The 18320-nt window shown below is 59.5% G+C and carries 16 protein-coding genes; 12 read left to right on the top strand and 4 right to left on the bottom strand.

Going from position 1 to position 18320, the window contains the following annotated elements; translation table 11 throughout:
• Positions 1 to 112 precede the first annotated feature (112 nt).
• The 4 genes from ISN39_RS18395 to ISN39_RS18380 are packed head-to-tail and all read left to right on the top strand — an operon-like array spanning position 113 to position 3809.
• A complete protein-coding gene (locus tag ISN39_RS18395) occupies positions 113 to 886 on the top strand; it encodes a GntR family transcriptional regulator (protein WP_074070003.1) in 774 nt (257 codons plus the stop codon).
• Positions 883 to 1914, top strand: coding sequence for an SIS domain-containing protein (locus tag ISN39_RS18390; protein WP_074070002.1), 1032 nt, complete (start codon positions 883 to 885; stop codon positions 1912 to 1914). The genes ISN39_RS18395 and ISN39_RS18390 overlap by 4 nt, the downstream gene beginning before the upstream one ends.
• Positions 1914 to 3065 (top strand): N-acetylglucosamine-6-phosphate deacetylase, encoded by a 1152-nt coding sequence (gene nagA, locus ISN39_RS18385; protein ID WP_194730251.1) that lies wholly within the window; start codon positions 1914 to 1916, stop codon positions 3063 to 3065. The genes ISN39_RS18390 and nagA overlap by 1 nt, the downstream gene beginning before the upstream one ends.
• Before the next feature lie 15 nt (positions 3066 to 3080).
• On the top strand, positions 3081 to 3809 hold the full coding sequence (locus ISN39_RS18380) for an SIS domain-containing protein (protein ID WP_194728439.1): 729 nt from the start codon (positions 3081 to 3083) through the stop codon (positions 3807 to 3809).
• A 55-nt stretch (positions 3810 to 3864) separates the two neighbouring features.
• Here ISN39_RS18380 and efp read toward each other — a convergent pair whose 3' ends face one another.
• Positions 3865 to 4434, bottom strand: coding sequence for an elongation factor P (gene efp, locus ISN39_RS18375; RefSeq protein ID WP_039846444.1), 570 nt, complete (start codon positions 4432 to 4434; stop codon positions 3865 to 3867).
• 151 nt (positions 4435 to 4585) lie between these two features.
• Between efp and epmA the strand changes: the two genes are divergently transcribed.
• The 7 genes from epmA (at position 4586) to ISN39_RS18340 (ending at position 12767) form a co-directional block, all read left to right on the top strand.
• Positions 4586 to 5647: an EF-P lysine aminoacylase EpmA gene (epmA, locus tag ISN39_RS18370; RefSeq protein ID WP_194728438.1), complete on the top strand. Its 1062-nt coding sequence runs from the start codon at positions 4586 to 4588 to the stop codon at positions 5645 to 5647.
• On the top strand, positions 5647 to 6699 hold the full coding sequence (locus ISN39_RS18365; RefSeq protein ID WP_194728437.1) for a lysine-2,3-aminomutase-like protein: 1053 nt from the start codon (positions 5647 to 5649) through the stop codon (positions 6697 to 6699). The genes epmA and ISN39_RS18365 overlap by 1 nt, the downstream gene beginning before the upstream one ends.
• Positions 6700 to 6964: 265 nt before the next feature.
• On the top strand, positions 6965 to 7216 hold the full coding sequence (locus tag ISN39_RS18360; RefSeq protein WP_194728436.1) for an acyl carrier protein: 252 nt from the start codon (positions 6965 to 6967) through the stop codon (positions 7214 to 7216).
• Positions 7216 to 8397, top strand: coding sequence for an acyl-CoA dehydrogenase family protein (locus ISN39_RS18355; RefSeq protein ID WP_194730250.1), 1182 nt, complete (start codon positions 7216 to 7218; stop codon positions 8395 to 8397). The genes ISN39_RS18360 and ISN39_RS18355 overlap by 1 nt, the downstream gene beginning before the upstream one ends.
• Positions 8398 to 8402: 5 nt before the next feature.
• Entirely contained in the window at positions 8403 to 9311 is a 909-nt protein-coding gene (locus ISN39_RS18350; protein WP_194728435.1) for an amino acid--[acyl-carrier-protein] ligase, read from the top strand.
• 8 nt (positions 9312 to 9319) lie between these two features.
• Positions 9320 to 10282 carry a DUF1839 family protein gene (locus ISN39_RS18345; protein WP_194728434.1) on the top strand — a complete coding sequence of 321 codons (963 nt, stop codon included), beginning with the start codon at positions 9320 to 9322 and terminating at the stop codon, positions 10280 to 10282.
• A 16-nt stretch (positions 10283 to 10298) separates the two neighbouring features.
• The gene (locus tag ISN39_RS18340; RefSeq protein ID WP_194728433.1) at positions 10299 to 12767 is read left to right on the top strand and encodes a glycoside hydrolase family 2 protein; all 2469 of its coding nucleotides are present in this window, start codon (positions 10299 to 10301) and stop codon (positions 12765 to 12767) included.
• Here the strand turns inward: ISN39_RS18340 and ISN39_RS18335 are convergent.
• Together ISN39_RS18335 and ISN39_RS18330 are read right to left on the bottom strand one after the other, a co-directional pair.
• Positions 12730 to 14589, bottom strand: a complete 1860-nt coding sequence (locus ISN39_RS18335; protein WP_194728432.1) for an alpha/beta hydrolase — start codon at positions 14587 to 14589, stop codon at positions 12730 to 12732. The genes ISN39_RS18340 and ISN39_RS18335 overlap by 38 nt on opposite strands.
• A gap of 12 nt (positions 14590 to 14601) precedes the next feature.
• Positions 14602 to 16116, bottom strand: a complete 1515-nt coding sequence (locus ISN39_RS18330) for a polysaccharide biosynthesis C-terminal domain-containing protein (protein ID WP_194728431.1) — start codon at positions 16114 to 16116, stop codon at positions 14602 to 14604.
• Between the two features lie 160 nt (positions 16117 to 16276).
• On the opposite strand from ISN39_RS18330, the gene ISN39_RS18325 reads away from it, so the two are divergent.
• Positions 16277 to 17155, top strand: coding sequence for a glycosyltransferase family A protein (locus tag ISN39_RS18325; protein WP_194728430.1), 879 nt, complete (start codon positions 16277 to 16279; stop codon positions 17153 to 17155).
• Here ISN39_RS18325 and ISN39_RS18320 read toward each other — a convergent pair.
• Complete coding sequence (locus tag ISN39_RS18320) at positions 17131 to 18297, bottom strand: glycosyltransferase family 4 protein (protein ID WP_194728429.1); 1167 nt, start codon at positions 18295 to 18297, stop codon at positions 17131 to 17133. The two genes, ISN39_RS18325 and ISN39_RS18320, sit on opposite strands and share 25 nt — an antisense overlap.
• Between the last annotated feature and the right edge of the window lie 23 nt (positions 18298 to 18320).

The raw sequence follows: 18320 nt of genomic DNA, 5'->3' as shown, positions 1-18320 counted from the left end.
TCTTCGCGGACATTCGATCACTCATAAACCTTCGTGCCGCCACGAGGGTTTTTATCTTTGCGGCAGAGATTCAGCTTGAAAAGTGGTTCTAAATAGGTTCTATGGTTAATCCATGGATAGAACCAGTCTGGTAGCGGAGCTCAATGCCCGCGGTCTGCGCGACGAAACGATGACGGGACCGCTCTACAAGCGGCTGGCACTGGCGTTGACCGGCCTCATTCAGGAAGGCCTTCTCAAGCCGGGTGCAGCCCTTCCCGGAGAGCGCGATCTCGCCGAAGCTCTGAAGCTCGGCCGCGTGACGGTGCGAACCGCCTATCGTGATCTGATGGCATCCGGCGCATTGGAATCGCGTCACGGCAGCGGTACCTTCGTTTCCAGTAAGGTGGAGCGCATGGAGCAGCCGCTCTGGCGTCTTTCGTCTTTCTCGGCCGATATGCGCTCACGCGGCCGTTCGCCGGCGGCAAGGATATTGTCCCGCACGATCAATTCGCCATCGCCGGAAGAATCCTTCCTTCTCGGACTTGGGCAGGATGAGGCCGTTCTGCGCCTGGATCGTCTGCGCCTTGCGGATGGTTTGCCGCTGGCGATCGAGCGGGCGGTTGTGCCGGTCAAGTTCCTCGGCGGCAATGCCGGTGGCGAGGGATCGCTTTATGATGCGCTGGCCGCAAACGGCCACAAGCCGGTGCGTGCTCTGCAGCGGCTGACCGCCGTGACGCTCGATCCTTCATCAGCCTCGATGCTGAATGTAAAGACCGGTGCGCCAGCACTCTTGATCGAACGGATTTCGCGCCTGGAAGACCAGCGCGTCGTTGAATACACCCGTTCGCACTACCGCGGCGATGCCTATGATTTCGTGGCCGAACTGAAAATTGGAGATGACCTATGAGTGAGATCCAGTCGCTGATGCTGCAGGAGGCGGGCCAGTCGCCGGACGTGGTCGCGACGCTCCTTCAAAAGGAGAAGCCGGTTTTCGCCGAAATCGCCAAGCTGTTTTCCTCGGTTCGCCCGAGCGTGGTGACGACGGCAGCGCGTGGCTCTTCGGACCATGCCGCAACCTTCTTCAAATATCTCTTCGAGATCACTGCCGGTATTCCCGTCGCTTCCGTCGGCCCATCGATCGCTTCCGTCTATGGTGCGGCTCTACAGTTGAAGGATGGTGTTCACTTCACGGTTTCGCAATCCGGCGCCAGCCCGGATATCGTTGCCCTTCAGGATGCTGCCAAGCGTGGCGGCGCGACGACGATCGCCGTTGTGAACGTCACCGACAGCCCGCTTGCAAAGCAGGCAGATATCGTTCTGGACCTCAATGCAGGTGCGGAAAAGAGTGTTGCCGCGACCAAGTCCTTTATCGCCTCGGTTGCCGCGCTCGCCGGTGTGACGGCTGCGATTGGCGGTACGGCCGATCTGCAAGCCTCATTGGAGAGGTTGCCAGAGGCTCTGTCGGCGACAGCTGGTATCGATACGGCTGCCGCAGAAGACGTGCTCTTCAATGCAACCTCGCTTTATACGGCAGGCCGCGGGCCAGCTTTGGCGATCGCGCTCGAGGCCGCGCTGAAAGCCAAGGAAACGTCCGGCCTTCACGCGGAAGCCTTCTCGCTGGCAGAGCTGATGCATGGCCCGATGCGCCTCGTTCAGCCGGGTTTCCCGATCGTCGCCTTCATGCCCGACGATGCGGCCTATGCCAACAACGTTCAGGCACTCGAGCGATTACAGAAGCTCGGCGCAACGACGGTACCGTTCTCGGCGCAGCCGCTTTCCGGCGTCAATCTGCTCGTGCCGACGACGGGCAACGGCTTACTCGATCCGCTCGTGTCGCTTCTCGTCTACTATCGCCTGATCGAGTCAGTTACGCGCCGCAAGGGTTTCGATCCAGACAAGCCGGCGAACCTGCTCAAAGTCACGGAGACGATATGATACCCCGCAAGATCTTCACCGGTGCCCGGATCTTCGACGGCGAGAGGTTCCACGACGAAAAGGCGCTGATCGTTGCCAATGGCCGGGTCGAGGCCATTGCCTCGTGCAACGAGTTGCCCGAAGGCGAGACGATCTTGCTTGACGGCGGTGTGCTTTCGGCAGGTTTCGTCGATGCGCAGGTGAATGGCGGTGGCGGGCGCATGCTGAACGATGAGCCGTCGGCAGCTTCGATGTGTATCATTGCTGACGGTCACCGGCGCTACGGTACGACGGCGCTGCTTCCAACGCTGATCACCGATACGGCAGATGCGACGGCGGCTGCGATCGAGGCCGCGAAGGATGCGGTTAACACCCATTGCGGCGTGGCCGGTCTTCATCTGGAAGGTCCGCATCTGGCGCCCGCCCGCAAAGGCGCGCACCTGGCCGAACTGATGCGCCCAGTCGAAGACAAGGATGTCAAGGCTTTCATCCGCGCCCGTGAGGCGATCGGTACGCTGCTCGTGACGATGGCGGTCGAACAGGTGACGGTCGCTCAAGTTCGCGAACTGAGCGAGGCTGGCATCATCGTCAGCATCGGCCATTCGGATTGTTCGAGCGAAGCTGCAGAAGAGCGTTTCGATGCTGGTGTACGCGGCGTCACCCATCTTTTCAACGCCATGAGCCAGATGGGTCACCGCGCACCCGGTCTGGTTGGCGCGGCAATCGACCATCCGTCGACGTGGTGCGGCATCATCGCCGACGGCCATCATGTCGATCCAAAAGCGCTGCGCACTGCACTTCGCGCCAAGCGCGGGGAGGGCAAGCTCTTCTTCGTGACGGATGCCATGTCGCTGGTTGGCTCCGAAAAGGATAGCTTCATGCTGAACGGTCGCACCGTGCGGCGTGAGAAGGGGGGCTTCTGCTCGAAGCTGGTGCTTTCGGACGGCACACTTGCCGGGTCGGATGTCGATATGGCGTCGACCATCCGCTATGGCGTCACCTATCTTGATCTGACGCTTGCCGAGGCGCTGCGCATGGCAACGCTCTATCCGGCCCGGTTTCTCCGGCTCGATGGTTATGGCCATCTTTCGCCGGGAGCGCGCGCCGACCTCGTGCATCTGACGGATGCGATCGAAGTCACCGCCACGTGGATCGACGGCGAGGCGGCCTGAAGCAAAGGAAATGCCATGACGGCGGTTACGGATGCCTATTTCTCCAATCTGATCGGCCGTCTCGAGGCTTTGAAGAAAAGCCTTGCCGAACCCATGGCGAAGGCCGCAGCAGTCATTCTCGATGCGGCGCGTCATGACAAGCGCGTTTACGTCTTCGGCACGGGCCATTCGCATATGCTGGCCGAGGAGGTGCATTATCGCGCCGGCGGTCTTGCGTTCACCGTGCCAGTTCTCATCGGCTCCGCGATGCTGCATGAGGGGGCGGTCATCAGCTCGGTCTATGAACGCACGCAAGGCCTCGTTCGGCCGGTGCTGGAGCGCTACGGGATGCAGCCAGGCGACGTCATCATCATTGCTTCGAACTCGGGTGTGAATGCCGCACCAATCGAGGCCGCGGACTATGGCCGCGAGATCGGCGCCAAGGTGATCGCTGTTACCTCGGTTGCCTATTCGAGCGCGATTGCCAATGGCCGCCGCCGGCTCGTGGATATCGCCGATGTCGTGCTGGATAACGGCTTGCCGCCCGGCGATGCCGTGCTCGATCTGGCTGGAAGCAGTCTCAAGGTGGGCCCGGTGTCGACGGCTGTCGGAGCGACAGTGCTGAACGCAATCTTCGCTGAAGTTGCGTCAGTGCTTTCGAAGTCCGGCGACGCACCAGTCTATCTCAGCGCCAACATGCCCGGAGCTGCGGAGGTCAATCAGCGGCTGGTGAGAAAATACCGGCCGCGCAACCCGCATCTGTAATCAAAACAGAAAGGCCGGCATTTGGCCGGCCTTTCTGTCTGATATGTCCGAAGGATCAATCCTTGGCGCGTTCGACGTAGGAGTTGTCTTCCGTTGCGATAACGACGCGCGTGCCCGCGTTGATATGCGGCGGCACCAGGGTGCGCACGCCGTTCGAAAGCATCGCTGGCTTATAGGAGGACGACGCCGTCTGGCCCTTGACGACCGGTTCCGTCTCGGTGATCTCGAGCGTGACGTGACGCGGCAGCTCGAGTGCCAGCGGGATGCCTTCATGCATCGACAGAATGCAGGTCATGCCTTCCTGGAGGTAGGCCTTCTGGTCGCCCATTGTTTCGTTGTCGACGACAACCTGATCGTAGGTCGCCGGGTTCATGAAGTGGAAACCTTCGCCGTCTTCATAGAGATACTGGAAGTTCACATCCTCAACGAAGGCGCGCTCGACCTGCTCGGTCGTGCGCCAGCGCTCGGAAACCTTTACGCCGTCGACGATGCGGCGCATGTCGACCTGGGTGACCGGCGTACCCTTGCCGGGGTGAAAGTTCTGCGCGGTGAGAACGACGTAAAGTTTGCCGTCTACGTCGAGAACGTTGCCCTTGCGGACCGAAGAGGCGATGACCTTGACCATAAGACTTCCTTGTAACTCGGCTTTTGGCGTCGTAGAGGGATTGTCTGGATGGTCCCGATGACGCCAATTGTTTTTCGTTGGGGCGCAACTAACCTAAAATCCGGCAAAACGCCAGCCCTCGCGTTGGCGAGCCTGGTGATGAAAGCTGAGAATGAACCTTACCAGCGCCAAAGCGTCTCCTTGGTGGAGCCCCAGCGTCCACGCGGACCGCCGCCCCTTCCTGATTGGGCGGAACGCGATCCAGGCGGCGCTGCGCGGCTACTTCGCGCGCGAGGATTTCATCGAGGTAGATACTGCGACGCTGCAGGTTTCGCCCGGCAACGAGGCACATCTGCACGCTTTTGCAACCGAGGCGCTGACGACGGACGGGCAGGCGACATCCTTCTACCTGCACACCTCACCGGAATTTGCCTGCAAGAAGCTGCTCGCCGCCGGCGAGCAGCGCATCGCCTGCTTCGCGCATGTCTATCGCAACCGCGAACGCGGCCCATTCCATCATCCCGAATTCACGATGCTGGAATGGTATCGCGCCGGCGAAAGCTATGAAACGCTGATGATGGACTGCGTGCGGATTCTGGCGCTAGCCGCCGAAACCGTGAAGACGCCAAAGCTGACCTATCGGGGCGCTGAAACCGACCCCTTCGCCGGACCTGAACGCATCAGCGTCGCAGAGGCGTTCGAGCGCTATGCGGGCATCGACCTGTTGGCGTCGGTCGCCGCCGATGGTTCGACGGATCGGGAATATCTGGCTTCCGAACTACGCCGGAACGGCATGCGCGTCTCGGCCGACGACGGCTGGGCGGACCTCTTCAGCCGCGTCCTGGTTGAAAAGATAGAACCCCACCTCGGTTTCGGCCGCGTGACCATTCTGGATGAGTACCCGGTTTCCGAAGCGGCACTCGCCCGTCCCTCGGCACGCGATCCGCGGGTTGCGGAGCGTTTCGAGCTCTATGCCTGCGGCGTTGAACTGGCGAACGGCTTCGGCGAACTCACCAATGCGACAGAACAACGCCGCCGCTTTGAGCTCGAGATGGCAGAAAAAGCGCGCGTCTATGGCGAACGCTACCCGATCGACGAGGATTTCCTCGATGCGCTTTCGATCATGCCCGAGGCAAGCGGCATCGCGCTCGGCTTCGACCGGCTGGTCATGTTGGCGACAGGAGCCTCGCGCATCGACCAGGTGCTGTGGGCGCCGGTTGCGGAGTATCGCTGATGAATATCGTCCGGCCGATCAAAAGTGTCGTTGACCTGTCGAAAGCCAGGTTGTTGGCCGATCGCGACCGGCTGGCACTGGAAGAGGTCGCTGCACGATATGCGATCGCCCTGACGCCGACCGTCGCTAAGCTGATCGATCGAGCCGATGTCGACGATCCGATCGCGCGTCAGTTCGTGCCGGATGCGGCCGAGCTTGTCGTAACACCTGAGGAGCGCGCCGACCCGATCGGTGATCATACGCACAGCCCGGTTGAAGGCATTGTGCATCGCTATCCGGATCGCGTGCTGCTGAAGGCCGTGCATGTCTGTCCGGTCTATTGCCGCTTCTGCTTCAGGCGGGAGATGGTCGGTCCTCAAGGTCTCGGTACGCTCGATCCGGCGGCGATGATGGCTGCTTTCGACTATATCCGCAGCCATCCGGAGATTTGGGAGGTGATCCTTACAGGCGGCGATCCGCTCGTCCTTTCGCCGCGACGGCTGGAAGAGATCATGCGGGAGCTTGCGGCCATCGATCACGTGAAGATCGTCCGGTTCCATACACGCGTGCCTGTTGTCGATCCGCAGAGGATCGATGCGACGTTGATCGCTGCGTTGAAAGCGAGCGGCAAGACGACTTATATAGCGCTGCATGCCAACCATCCGCGCGAAATGACGATCGAAGCCCGTGCAGCCTGTGGCCGGCTCATCGATGCCGGGATCGTCATGATCAGTCAGTCCGTGCTCTTGAAGGGCGTCAACGACGATGCCGGCGTTCTGGCGGACCTGATGAAGACCTTCGTCGAGACGCGCATCAAGCCTTACTACTTGCATCATCCCGATCTGGCGCCCGGCACCAGCCATTTCCGGCTGACGATCGAAGAAGGCAAGAAGATCGTTTCTTCGCTGCGCGGCCGCATCTCAGGCCTTTGTCAGCCGGCCTATATCCTTGATATCCCAGGTGGCCACGGAAAGGCAGTGATTGGCGAAAATTCTGTCCGGAAGACGGCGGATGGTTGTTTTTCCGTATTGGATTACCATGGCGTAGAGCATTCCTACCCGCCTTCCGAGTGACGTGAAGACACGTGGCGTATCATTTCTGCACTTTCAGCCTGGACACCAATCTTGGCGCCTGAGACAGGAGTAACGCCTAAGTGTCTGTCAAGAAAAAGATAAAGGCCATCGAGGCAAGGTACTCCCTAAAATTTTAACTGCGAGTCTTCCTCATATTTAACCAGACAAGTTAGCGGAATGTTTTGTTTTCCGGCCTAAAAGAACGCTCATGATGAAGGCGATAAATCGCCACTCGGGATCATGACAATCTTGGAGGTTGCTAAGGATGAACAAGACTATCCGCGAACTGCTCGCCAAATTTGGCAAGCTTCCTGTTCCGATCGATCAGCTAGCCGACGATGCCGATCTCTATGCGGCCGGCCTGACATCCTTTGCTTCCGTGCAGCTCATGCTTGGCATCGAAGAAGCCTTCGATATCGAATTCCCGGACAATCTCCTCAATCGCAAGTCCTTTGCCAGCATCTCCGCGATCGAAAAGACCGTCGATATCATCAAGGACAACCGGAAGGTCGCGTGATGAACTTTCCGGTCAAGATCACGGAACAGAGTTTTACCGTCAGAACGGCGCGCGTTGCCGAGATCGCCGCGAAATATGCCGACGCCGTCGACGCCGAAGGCCGCTTTCCATGCGAGGCCGTCGATGCGATGAAAGCCGAGCGCCTGCTCAGCATTCAAGTGCCGCGCCACCTGGGTGGCGAGGGGGCTTCGACGACCGAAGTCGCCGAACTCTGCTCCCTTCTTGGCCAGGCTTGCGCCGCAAGTGCGATGGTCTTCGCCATGCACCACATCAAGCTTTCAAGCTTGGTCGAGCACGGCACCGAAAGTGAATGGCATGCGGGCTTCATGCGGCGCATCGCCGCCGAGCAGCTTTTGATCGCATCGGCGACGACCGAAGGCGGGATCGGCGGCAATCTGCGCAACAGCATCTGCGCCATCGAGGTCAGCGGCGACAGCTGCCGTCTCGAAAAGGACGCGACCGTGATCTCCTACGGCTCGCATGCCGATGCGATCCTCATAACCTCTCGCAGCCATCCGGACGCAGCACCCTCGGATCAGGTCCTGACGGCGTTTCTCAAGGACCAGTACACACTTGAGCGCACGCATATCTGGAACACGCTGGGCATGCGCGGCACCTGCTCCGACGGCTTCCTCTTCAAGGGGCAAGCGCCTGCCGTTCAGATCCTGCCGAAGCCTTTCGCCGAAATCGCCGCACAGTCGATGCTCGCTTCGTCGCATCTGCTGTGGAGCGGCGTCTGGTATGGCATTGCGGTCGACGCCGTCTCCCGCGCTCAGGCCTTCGTGCGTGCCGCCGCCCGTAAATCTCCTGGTGTTCCGCCCCCCGGTGCGCTGCGGCTCGCCGAAGTCTCCACTCTGCTGCAGATGGTGAAGTCGAACGTCGTGGCGGGTCTCAAGGCTTACGAAGATGCCAAGTCCGATCCGGACAAGCTTTCCTCGATGGGCTTTGCGGTGGCCATGAACAACGTGAAGATCGCTTCGTCGGAAACGATCCTGGAGATCGTCAACCACGCCATGCTGATCTGCGGCATCGTGGGCTACAAGAACGGTACGCCCTTCAGCCTTGGCCGGCATTTGCGCGACGCTCATTCCGCACAGCTCATGATCTCGAATGACCGCATCCTCGGCAACACGTCGAGCATGCTTCTCGTCCACAAGCAGGACACTAGCCTACTGGGGTGACAGTCATGGATATGCAGACCTCGTTTCTAGACCGGCTCTTCGAATCCGGTCTGCTGATCGATACCGGCGTCGACGGTCTTTATGGCCGTAGCGGACAGTTCGAAGACGTGATCACCGCCTTCGAGCGCCTGATCGACAAGTTCGGCGGTGCGGATGGCGCAGAAGCCATGCGCTTCCCGCCGGGCATGAACCGCGCGCTTTTCGAAAAGAGCGGCTACATGAAAAGCTTCCCGCAGCTTGCGGGCACCGTCCACAGTTTCTGCGGCAGTGAACTCGATCACATGAACCTGCTGCAGTGCATGGAAGTCGGCGACGACTGGACGAAGGGCCAGGAAGCAACGGATATCGTGCTGACGCCGGCCGCCTGCTATCCGCTTTATCCGACAATCGCCAAGCGGGGCAATCTGCCTGCGAAGGGCGGCCTCTTCGACCTGCAGTCCTATTGCTTTCGTCATGAACCGTCGAAGGATCCCGCCCGCCAGCAGCTTTTCCGCATGCGCGAATATGTCTGCATGGGCACCGAAAGCCATGTGACCGACTTCCGTCAGCGCTGGATGGATCGCGGCGTCGAGATGATGAAGCAGCTCGGCCTCGAAGTCGTCATCGACGTCGCCAACGATCCATTTTTCGGCCGAGGCGGCAAGATGATGGTCAACAACCAGCGTGATCAGAACCTGAAGTTCGAGCTGCTGATCGCGATCACGTCGGCTGCCAAGCCGACAGCCTGCATGAGCTTTAACTATCATCAGGACTCCTTCGGCCAGAAGTGGGACCTGAACCTTGAGGACGGCAGCGTCGCGCACACTGCATGCGTCGGCTTCGGTCTCGAGCGCATCGCGCTTGCGCTGTTCCATCATCACGGGCTCGACGTGACGGAATGGCCGGCGAATGTGCGCAAGACCCTGTGGGGCTGAGCGGTTCGATGTCCTGCGTTTTCCCGGCCATCCGTCCAGATGGCTACCGCCAGCATGCGCTGCATTCCAACGAGCGCATGTGGCCGGAAACCAACTGCTATATCGACCTCTGGATCGAAGTGCTGAACACGCTGGGGCTGCCGCCTGAAGCGATGCTCGGCTTTACGCTGACGCAGGATTTCGAGGGCGATCAATTCACCTTCTTCAAGGTGCCGCTCGAAGACCTCGAGGCGCTTTACGGCATCCGTGTCACCGAACTCGCGATCTTCGACCGCGTCGAGCATCACGTCGAAACGCAGATCAGGCGCGGCCGACTTTGCTTGATCGAAATGGACTCCTTCTATATGCCGGATACCCTCGGTACGGCCTATCGTTCCGAACACGGCAAGACGACCGTCGCCATCAACCGGCTGGATGTTGCTGCCAAGCGCGTTGAGTATTTTCACAATGCCGGCTATTTCCAGCTTGAGGGCGAGGACTTCGACGGTCTCTTCCAGATGCATCTGACGGACGAGGATTCGCCCTTCCTGCCCTATACGGAATTTGCAAAACTTCCGGAGGCGTTTGCAGGCGAAAACTATATCGGCGATGTGGCGCACCGTCTTTTCAAGGTCCATTTCTCGCGCCGGCCTGCCGAAAACCCGATCCGCGCCTTTTCCAAGCAATTTCCGCAGCAGGTGGAAGTTGTCGCCGAGCGCCCTTTCGGCTTCTTCCACAAATATGCCTTCAACACCTTGCGCCAGTTCGGCGCCAATTTCGAGTTGGCCGCAGATCACCTCGCGTGGCTTTCTCCGGGCAGGTTCGCGCAGGCTGAAGAGTATGCCCGGCGGATCTCCGAAGTGGCGAAGTCGGTGCAGTTTCAGCTTGCCCGCGCCGTCACGCGCAGGAAGTTCGAGCCATTGCAGGCGGCGCTTGATCCGGCGGCAGATGCATGGGATGCCATGATGACTTCGATTTCCGATCGGCTTTGATACCGGGAGCTTGTGCATGGGGGGGCGGTTGGCGAGCGTCGGTGCGGAAGAGACCCTGCTTTCCGAAGGCTGGAACCTGGTTCTGACGGAACCGGGAGCTTGCTTGACGCCGCATGACATCCCGCCGTCTTCGAGGTTCATTGCAGCACCTGTTCCCGGCACTGTGGCTGACGCTCTGGAGCGCGCCGGTCTCTTCGATCGCGAAAATCCGGAGCCGCTGAATACGAAAGACGCCTGGTACGTCTGCCGGCTCTTCGACGCCCAGCCTGGCGATGTTATCCTTCGTTTCGGCGGGCTTGCGACGCTCTGCCATGTCTTTCTGAACGGGCAGGAAATCCTCTCTTCCGAGAGCATGTTCACGGCGCATGAAATCCCGGTCACGCTTATGGGCGGCGATGACCTGGTCCTTTGTTTCCGTGCGCTCGGTCCCCGTCTGAGCGAGCCCGGAGCCCGCGCCCGCTGGCGTCCTCAGATGATCGCGCCGCAGGGGCTCAAGAACTTTCGTACGACGCTGCTTGGTCACATGCCTGGCTGGTGCCCGGAAATTCATGCTGTCGGGCCGTGGCGGCCGATTACGCTTGTTCGCCGCAGCGTGATGTCGATCGATAATGTTTCGATCCGGGCTGTGCTGGAAAATGGCGTCGGCCGCCTCAGCGTTTCGTTGCACGCGGATGCCGAAAATCCCGAGATGCTGCTTCGCTGCGGAGAGGTGGAGCAAGGCTTTGAGAAGATCGGCGGAAATCATTATTCGGCGATCCTCAAGCTGCCGGAGGTCACGCCGTGGTGGCCGCATACGCACGGGACCCCGCATCTTTACGAACTGACGCTCGTTTCGGACGGCACCGAATATTCGCTCGGAAAGACCGGCTTCCGGCGGATTGAAATCGATCGTGGCGTCGAAGGCGACGGGTTCGGCCTTCGGGTAAATAACGAGCCCGTCTTCTGCCGCGGTGCTGTCTGGACGACGGCCGATATCGTTCGCCTGCCGGGTTTTCGCGCGGACTACGAGCCCTTTCTGCGCCTTGCTGCCGGCGCCGGTATGAACATGATCCGCATCGGCGGCACGATGGCATATGAAACGCCAGAGTTCTTCGAGCTTTGCAACGAGCTCGGCATTCTTGTCTGGCAGGACTTCATGTTCGCCAATTTCGACTATCCGCGAAGCGACAAGGCCTTCACGGGCCACGTTCATGCCGAAGTCGAGGGTTTTATCCATGGAGTGCAGGCTTCTCCGTCGCTCGCGGTTCTTTGCGGCGGAAGCGAGATTTATCAACAGGCGGCGATGCTTGGGTTGCCGCAGGAATTCTGGCGCGGACCGCTGACGGAGGACGTCATCCCGGCGATTGCAGAGCGTATGCGCCCCGACGTGCCCTACGTGCCGAACTCCCCTCACGGTGGGGCCATGCCTTTCTCGCCAAATACCGGCGTCACGCACTATTACGGCATTGGTGCCTATATGCGCCCGCTGGAGGATGCTCGCCGCGCCGACGTCCGGTTTGCTGCAGAAACCCTCGCCTTCGCCCATGCACCGCAACAAAAGACATTGCAGCGGCATCTGGATGTCCCGGCAGTCCATAGTCCGCTGTGGAAAGCTCGCGTTCCGCGGGATCGCGGCGCCTCCTGGGATTTCGAGGATGTTCGCGACTTCTACCTGAAGGAACTTTATAACGTCGACCCAGCGGCGCTGCGCCGGGAAAATCCGGAGCGCTATCTCGATTTGTCTCGCGCCGTGACGGGCGAGGTTCTGACGGAAACCTTCGCCGAATGGCGGCGCAGGGGTTCAAACTGCAACGGTGCTCTTGTCTGGACGCTTCAGGATATTCTGCCTGGTCCCGGTTGGGGCGTTGTCGATTCCACCGGTGAGCCGAAACCGGTCTGGTTTGCCATGCGCCGCGCCTTCCGCCCGGTTCAAGTGCTGCTGACGGACGAGGGCACGAACGGCCTTGACGTGCATGTCATCAACGAAACCGGGGAAAGCTTGCCGGTTGAGCTTGAAGTCGTCTGCCTGCGAGACGGCAAGCAGAGAGCCGTCAGCGGCAGCCAGGCACTGATACTTGCGCCAAGATCCACCGAAAAGCTCGCCGCGACCGAGCTCTTCGGCGCATTTTTCGACACGACCTATGCTTTCCGTTTCGGTCCACCTTCCCATGACGTAACCGTCGCGCGGCTGCGCTCGGTCGATGGCGGCCTGCTTGCCGAAGCATTCCATTTCCCGCTCGGACGGTCGAAGGCGTTTCACGATGCCGCGATCGATGTGAAGGCGGTAGAAGATGGCGGGAACTGGACCCTTGAGCTGCAGGCCGATCGCTTTGCGCAGTCCGTACACGTTGATGTCCCGAATTACCGTGCAGCCGACGATTGGTTTCATCTGGCGCCAGGTTCGGTCAAACGCGTCCCACTGCATGGCCTTGCGGGCGCGACGAAGGGCGAGGCGCCCTCTGGTGAAATCAGGACGTTGGGAGGTTCGCGTATTTTGGCGATCTGATGGCGTGGCTGCGGTCCTCATGCGGTGTTGCCTGGCGCGTCCCGATCTTCAGCGATATGGAGCGGACCTCCTGGAGGTAGAAGGACTGAGCATGTGCCTGTGTAAGGTTATGATCGGCTTCCGGTATGATGTTGAGCCTAACGTTGCCGTAGCGTTTCAGATATGAGCCATTCTTGCCAAAATGATCATTGAACTGCTCAAGACCGGTATCATGGGCGGTATAGATCAGCGACACGTCAACCTTGCGGGCTTTCAGGGACTGGAAAAGATCAAGAATTGCGGTCCGCTCCTCGGATCGGACCGGCAGAAAATCCAGCATCGGACGGCTTAGCCTGATCGCTCGTCGCACCAGAGAGGTCATGAAATTTCTGATTGCCCGCGGGACATCGATTTCACCGCGCAACAACCGCTTTAGGGTTTCGAACTGCAGCAGCTTCAGGCGGTATGTTTCGAGCGAGCGCGGCACATGGCGAAGCGATGCGTCGACCGTGAGCCTACCTGACCAGTGGAAGACATAGGGATTGGCGGCAATCAAGCCGCTGGAGCGTTCGTCCCAGAGGCTGCCCTGGAAAGCGAGGTAACCGCCGCTGCAGCGGCCGACAAGCACGGCAGGCAGCAGCTTGGATGATTCCAGAAGATCGAGGGCCGCTGTGATCTCATCGTTCTGTCCTTTGAAATAGAGCACCTGCTCTGGCGCGCCCGGGGTGGGCGGGCTATCTGCGACATTCGCATTGTCGAAGCGCAGCGAGGGAATACCGTCGCGGGCAAGCGCGCGTGCCATTTTTACGGATGTGCGGCCCCAGCCCGCATTCCGGTCGTAAGCCGTCGTCAAGATGATCGCGGTCGCACCACGACGCGGAGCCGTGGGCTCGCAAAGAATGCCGTAGAGTTCGCCAGCTTTTCCAAACCGCAGCGGCGTCTCGGTGAACTCGGCGGTTGAAAGCGGTGCCACGGTCGGGCGTTGCCTTCGCGTTGATGTCCCTCTCTGAGAACCGGAAATCGATTTCACCCATTCGACGATGTGATTGCCGGTCTCTACCGGCATCGTTGCGATCGTCGGGTTGAAGACGAGTTCGTCATAGCCGCGATAGACAGCTTCCCGCGTGGCCGGATGCAGGTCTTTGACATGGGCGGCAAAATCTTCGTCGGCCGAACGGTTCGGGCGCGTCAGCACCAAGCAGTTTTTTGCGTCGAGCTTCGAAAGCTTCATGAGGTTGATTTTGCGAACTTCCGCGGCGATTTCGTCCGACATACGAAGGCCGGCGATCCATACGCCCTGTGTTTCGCGCTGGCTTTCGGCAACGCCCATTCCGTCGTCGATCATCTTCGACCAAACGGAGAGTTCACGCAGATAGAGCCGGCCGGAGATTGCGGGCGCCATCAATGCAATGCCCTCGACACCACCGAGCCTTTGCGCCAGATCGACAGCGATCGTGCTGCCGAGACTCTGGCTCACAAGTATGATGTTGTCACAGCCGGAAAGCGATTTCAGCTGCGCTGCAGCCTGCTCCGCCGTTTCGAGCCAGACGGCTAGGCCGCGGCTATGGTCCGTTACCTCCAGCGCGTCGCCGGTTCCTGCGTAGTCGAAGCGCAGGCTTGCCACACCCGCTTCGGCAAGTTCTTCCGCCAGGATACGGAAGAACTTGCGGGTGCACATTTCCTCAAATCCCCAGGGGCTGACAAAGAGAACGGCCGTGGATTTGCGCGCGGCTTGACTGGCAGGTGCGTAAAGGCCGATTGTGCCGGCAAATGTCACCGGCTCGGCTGCTGCGGCAGCTTTTTGCGTTGTCTTGCTTTTGTTGGTATCCAGCCCCGTGCTCATTTTCATTCCTCGTCATATTCTGCGCGGAGTGAGCAGCGCCAGCGCATGAAATGCTAATGGATGCGCCAGCTTCGGCAGGCGATTGACGATCTGTTCCATCACCGCAATATCAGCAGCCGGAACGGCGTTCAGCAGGCGTAGGGCGATCCCATAGGCGCCTGCTGCTGTGATAACCGCAACAACAAGCCCGCCAATTCCTGGAACAAAATGGATCGCTCCATACGCTGTCGCCCCGCAAAGGGCCGCGGCAGCGGCGATGCGGAGAATCGGGATCGACATTTGGTAGATCGAGCCGTCGAGGTCGATCCGCGCGACCATCAACATGCACATGACCGTAAATGCCAGAAAACGGATTGCCGCGGCACCTTCTCCGCCGTACCAGGGCACGGCGGCAAAACAGCCCACAGCGAGTACGAGGCTGGCTATGCCTCCGATCATCAGGCGTTCGCGAATTCGATCGACGGAATACAGATATTGCGTGCAAATCTGCGTGAAGACGTAAGGTATGGCCGTCAGCGCCAAGATGGCGACTGTACCGCCCGCCGGCGCGAAAGGCTGGCCGAAGATTGCAACGACGAGCGGCTTGGCGATAGCGGCAAGGCCGAAGCTCATTGGCAGCGTGATGTATGCAATGCTTCGAACGACGCCTTCAAAAATGCTTGCAGGGAGTTTGCCGTTGGGACTGGAATGAATTTTTTCCGAATAATAGGGAATAAGGCTACCGCTCAGTTGGACGGGAAGCTGCAGCGCGAGATTGGCCAGCGACAAGCCGACGGCATAATAGCCGACAGCCTCCACGCCCCAATCCTTCTGCAGGAAGAAAAGCTCGATGCGATTTAGGAAGATCGATGTATTCGCGTATTCCAAGGACAGAATGAACGAAGAGCTCGCAAGATAACCCACGCCGATACCACACGAGCTTGCGCGCACCGAGGCAATCCTGAGCGTAAAGAGGAACATCAGGAACTGACCGGCTGCATAACCGGCCAAGGCACCGCTAACGCCGTACAGCAGCGCACCTGCAAGCACGATGACGACCTGTACGACGGAGCTTGCGATCGTCAGCAGAAAATAAGGCGCGAGATTCTGTTCCCCGATGAGATAGTTCTTCGTGTAAGCGCCGATCGACTGGAAAAGGAAGAGGACGCCGGTGATGACAATCACGGCCGGGGCGCCGACGGCCCAATGAAGCTGCTCGGCTTCGAAATAGACCAGGGAATAAACGGCGAGCACTATCAGCGACGCAACGATCGTTGGCCGTACGAGATAGGCGGCAAAGCTACGGCGTTCTTCGTAGGATCTGCCCTTAGCCCGCAGTTGCGGCAGGATGCGCAGAAGCATGACGCCAGTGCCGAGTTCGGCGACAAGCGCTCCGGTCGTTACCAGCCACAGGGAAAATGCGATAATCCCGTTTGCTTCCGGGCCGAGCAGCCGCGCGGCAATGATCGAACATGCAAAACCCGTCGCAAGCAGGGTCAGGCCTGCTGCCGCATTGAGCGCCGAGTTTGCCATTATGCTCTTCGCCATGAATACTACCGCTTTTCCTTTTCCCGGAGACCACAGCGCATTGTGAAGTGTCTATTTCAGATACCTTAATATTTGCCGCTTAAAGTCCAGTTAAACGTCGCACCGGTGGTCGGTATGAAAATCACCGCAATTTGCCGGGTTCTGCCTTCAGGGGTATCGATTGTTCAGCCTCATCGTCTGTACCGTTGATCGTTTCGATCAACTCGAGCGTCTCTTTGGATCCTTGGCAAGGCAGACGCTGAGGACCTTTGAAATCATTCTGGTTGATCAGAATGAAGATGACCGGCTATTCGATCTGGTGGAACGCTTCGCTTCCTCCTTTCCCGTTCACCATCTACGCTCGGGGCGCGGGCTTTCGCATGCGCGCAATAACGGAATTGCGAAAGCATCGGGAACCTATGTGTGCTTTCCGGACGACGACTGCTGGTACGAGCCCGCTACCTTGGAAATCGCCGCGCGGCTCTTTCGAGAAAATCCCGCGCTTTCGATCGTAACGGGACGAACGCTTGATGCGGATGGCAAGCCTTCCGTTAGCCCGACGGGTGATCGCAGCGTAGAGATATCCCGCCGGACTTATCTTCGCTGCGGCAATTCGAACGGCATCTTCGTTCGTCGTGAAACGCTTTGTGCAATCGGCGGCTTCGACGAGAATCTGGGCGTTGGATCGGCGTCGCCGTTTCAAAGCGGAGAGGAGGCCGATCTCCTGCTGCGCTTCGTTGGTGCCGGCCAAAAACTCATGTACTTCCCGGAACTCATCGTCCATCACGATCAGGTTGTGAGCGTGATCGGTACTCAGCAGATCGAACGCGCTCGAAAATATGGCCGCGGTTTCGGTGCGCTGCTGCGCAAGCACGATTTTTCCTTGCCGTACGTGACCTACAGAATTGCACGCCCGGCGATCGGCTGGCTTGTTGCGCGCTTCCGCTTTAATGCGGATGAAGCGGCATTCAAGCGAGCATGGCTCAAAGGGATCGTCGAAGGGTACAAGGCTTGGCCGAAATGGAACGGCGTTGATCAGTCGCTTAGGACCGAGTCGTAGACGCTGAAATAGCGTCCCGCCACCGTTTGCCACGAATACCGGCCGGCTTCCTGCATCAGTGTTAGGCGAATGCCTGCCGGATCAATTGGAAGCGCAAGGTGAGCCGACTCCAAGGTATCAGCCGCGGCTTGCGGATCGGAAAAGTCGGCAAGGCGTAGCAACGGGTGTTTTGCGGCCAGACCGCAATAGGCCGCATTTCCGTTGAGTACCGGCACAAGGCCAGCACTCATGGCTTCGAGGGCGACGAGGCCGAAGCCTTCATATTCAGAGGCGGAAGCGAAAAGCGACGCGCTGCGAATGAGGCGGGCGATCGAATCGTTGTCCGGTGAAACAGTCAGCGTCACGGTCGTGTCGAGCGCGCGTGCCTGGATTTCTCGCCGCACGTCTGCTTCCTTGAGGTCGGATTCAGAGCCGACGATGTCGAGGTGCCATTCAAGATTGCGTGCTTTCAGGATTGCCATGACATCCAGCAGGTGATCCAGCCGCTTGTTGAGGGAAAAGCGGCCGATGGTGATGATGCGGCGTCGTGGCTTTTGCGATGCGCTGTCGGCGAATTTGCCGATGTCCACGCCGTTCTCGATCAGGATGCTCGTTCTTGGCGAGATTTTGCGAAACTGTTCCAGATCGGAGACGCTGCAGCCGACGATGCGTTTGTACGCCCTTGCCGACATGCGTGTCAGGGTCTGGAACCAAAGCTTCTTGATCGTGGCGTATTTTCGAGTGTGGAAGAAGCCGCCATGGGTGGTCACGATCATCGGCTTTCCGTGCAGGAAGCGTCCCAGGGCCAATGCATCGAAGAAGAAGTCGATCGCGTGCACGTGAATGACGGCGGCGTCCCCCAGGTGGCGAAAGACTTGCGGTGCAATCGGATAGCGCTGGCTGCCCGACCAGGGGATGCGGACGACCTCGATACCGTCGATCGTCTCATGGGCGGCCAGTTTGTTGTCCCGCGACGTGAAGAGCGAATCGAGCGTTATGACGCGGACGCGGTAGCCGTGTTTGATCGTCTGGTAGGCAAGGTTGGCGACAACATCTTCGAGTCCGCCGCGATTGGGCAGAAATTGGCGTACGACATGCACGATCAGTGGTGCAGCAGCTGACTGCGGCACCGATGGGACTGTCTCTGTTTCCACTGCTGACATCGTTCACCTACCGGCCACATGGC

The sequence above is a fragment of the Rhizobium sp. 007 genome (assembly GCF_015353075.1).
Taxonomy (GTDB): domain Bacteria; phylum Pseudomonadota; class Alphaproteobacteria; order Rhizobiales; family Rhizobiaceae; genus Rhizobium.
Note: the sequence above shows the minus strand (reverse complement) of the source record. Positions and strands in the feature narration are given on the sequence as shown.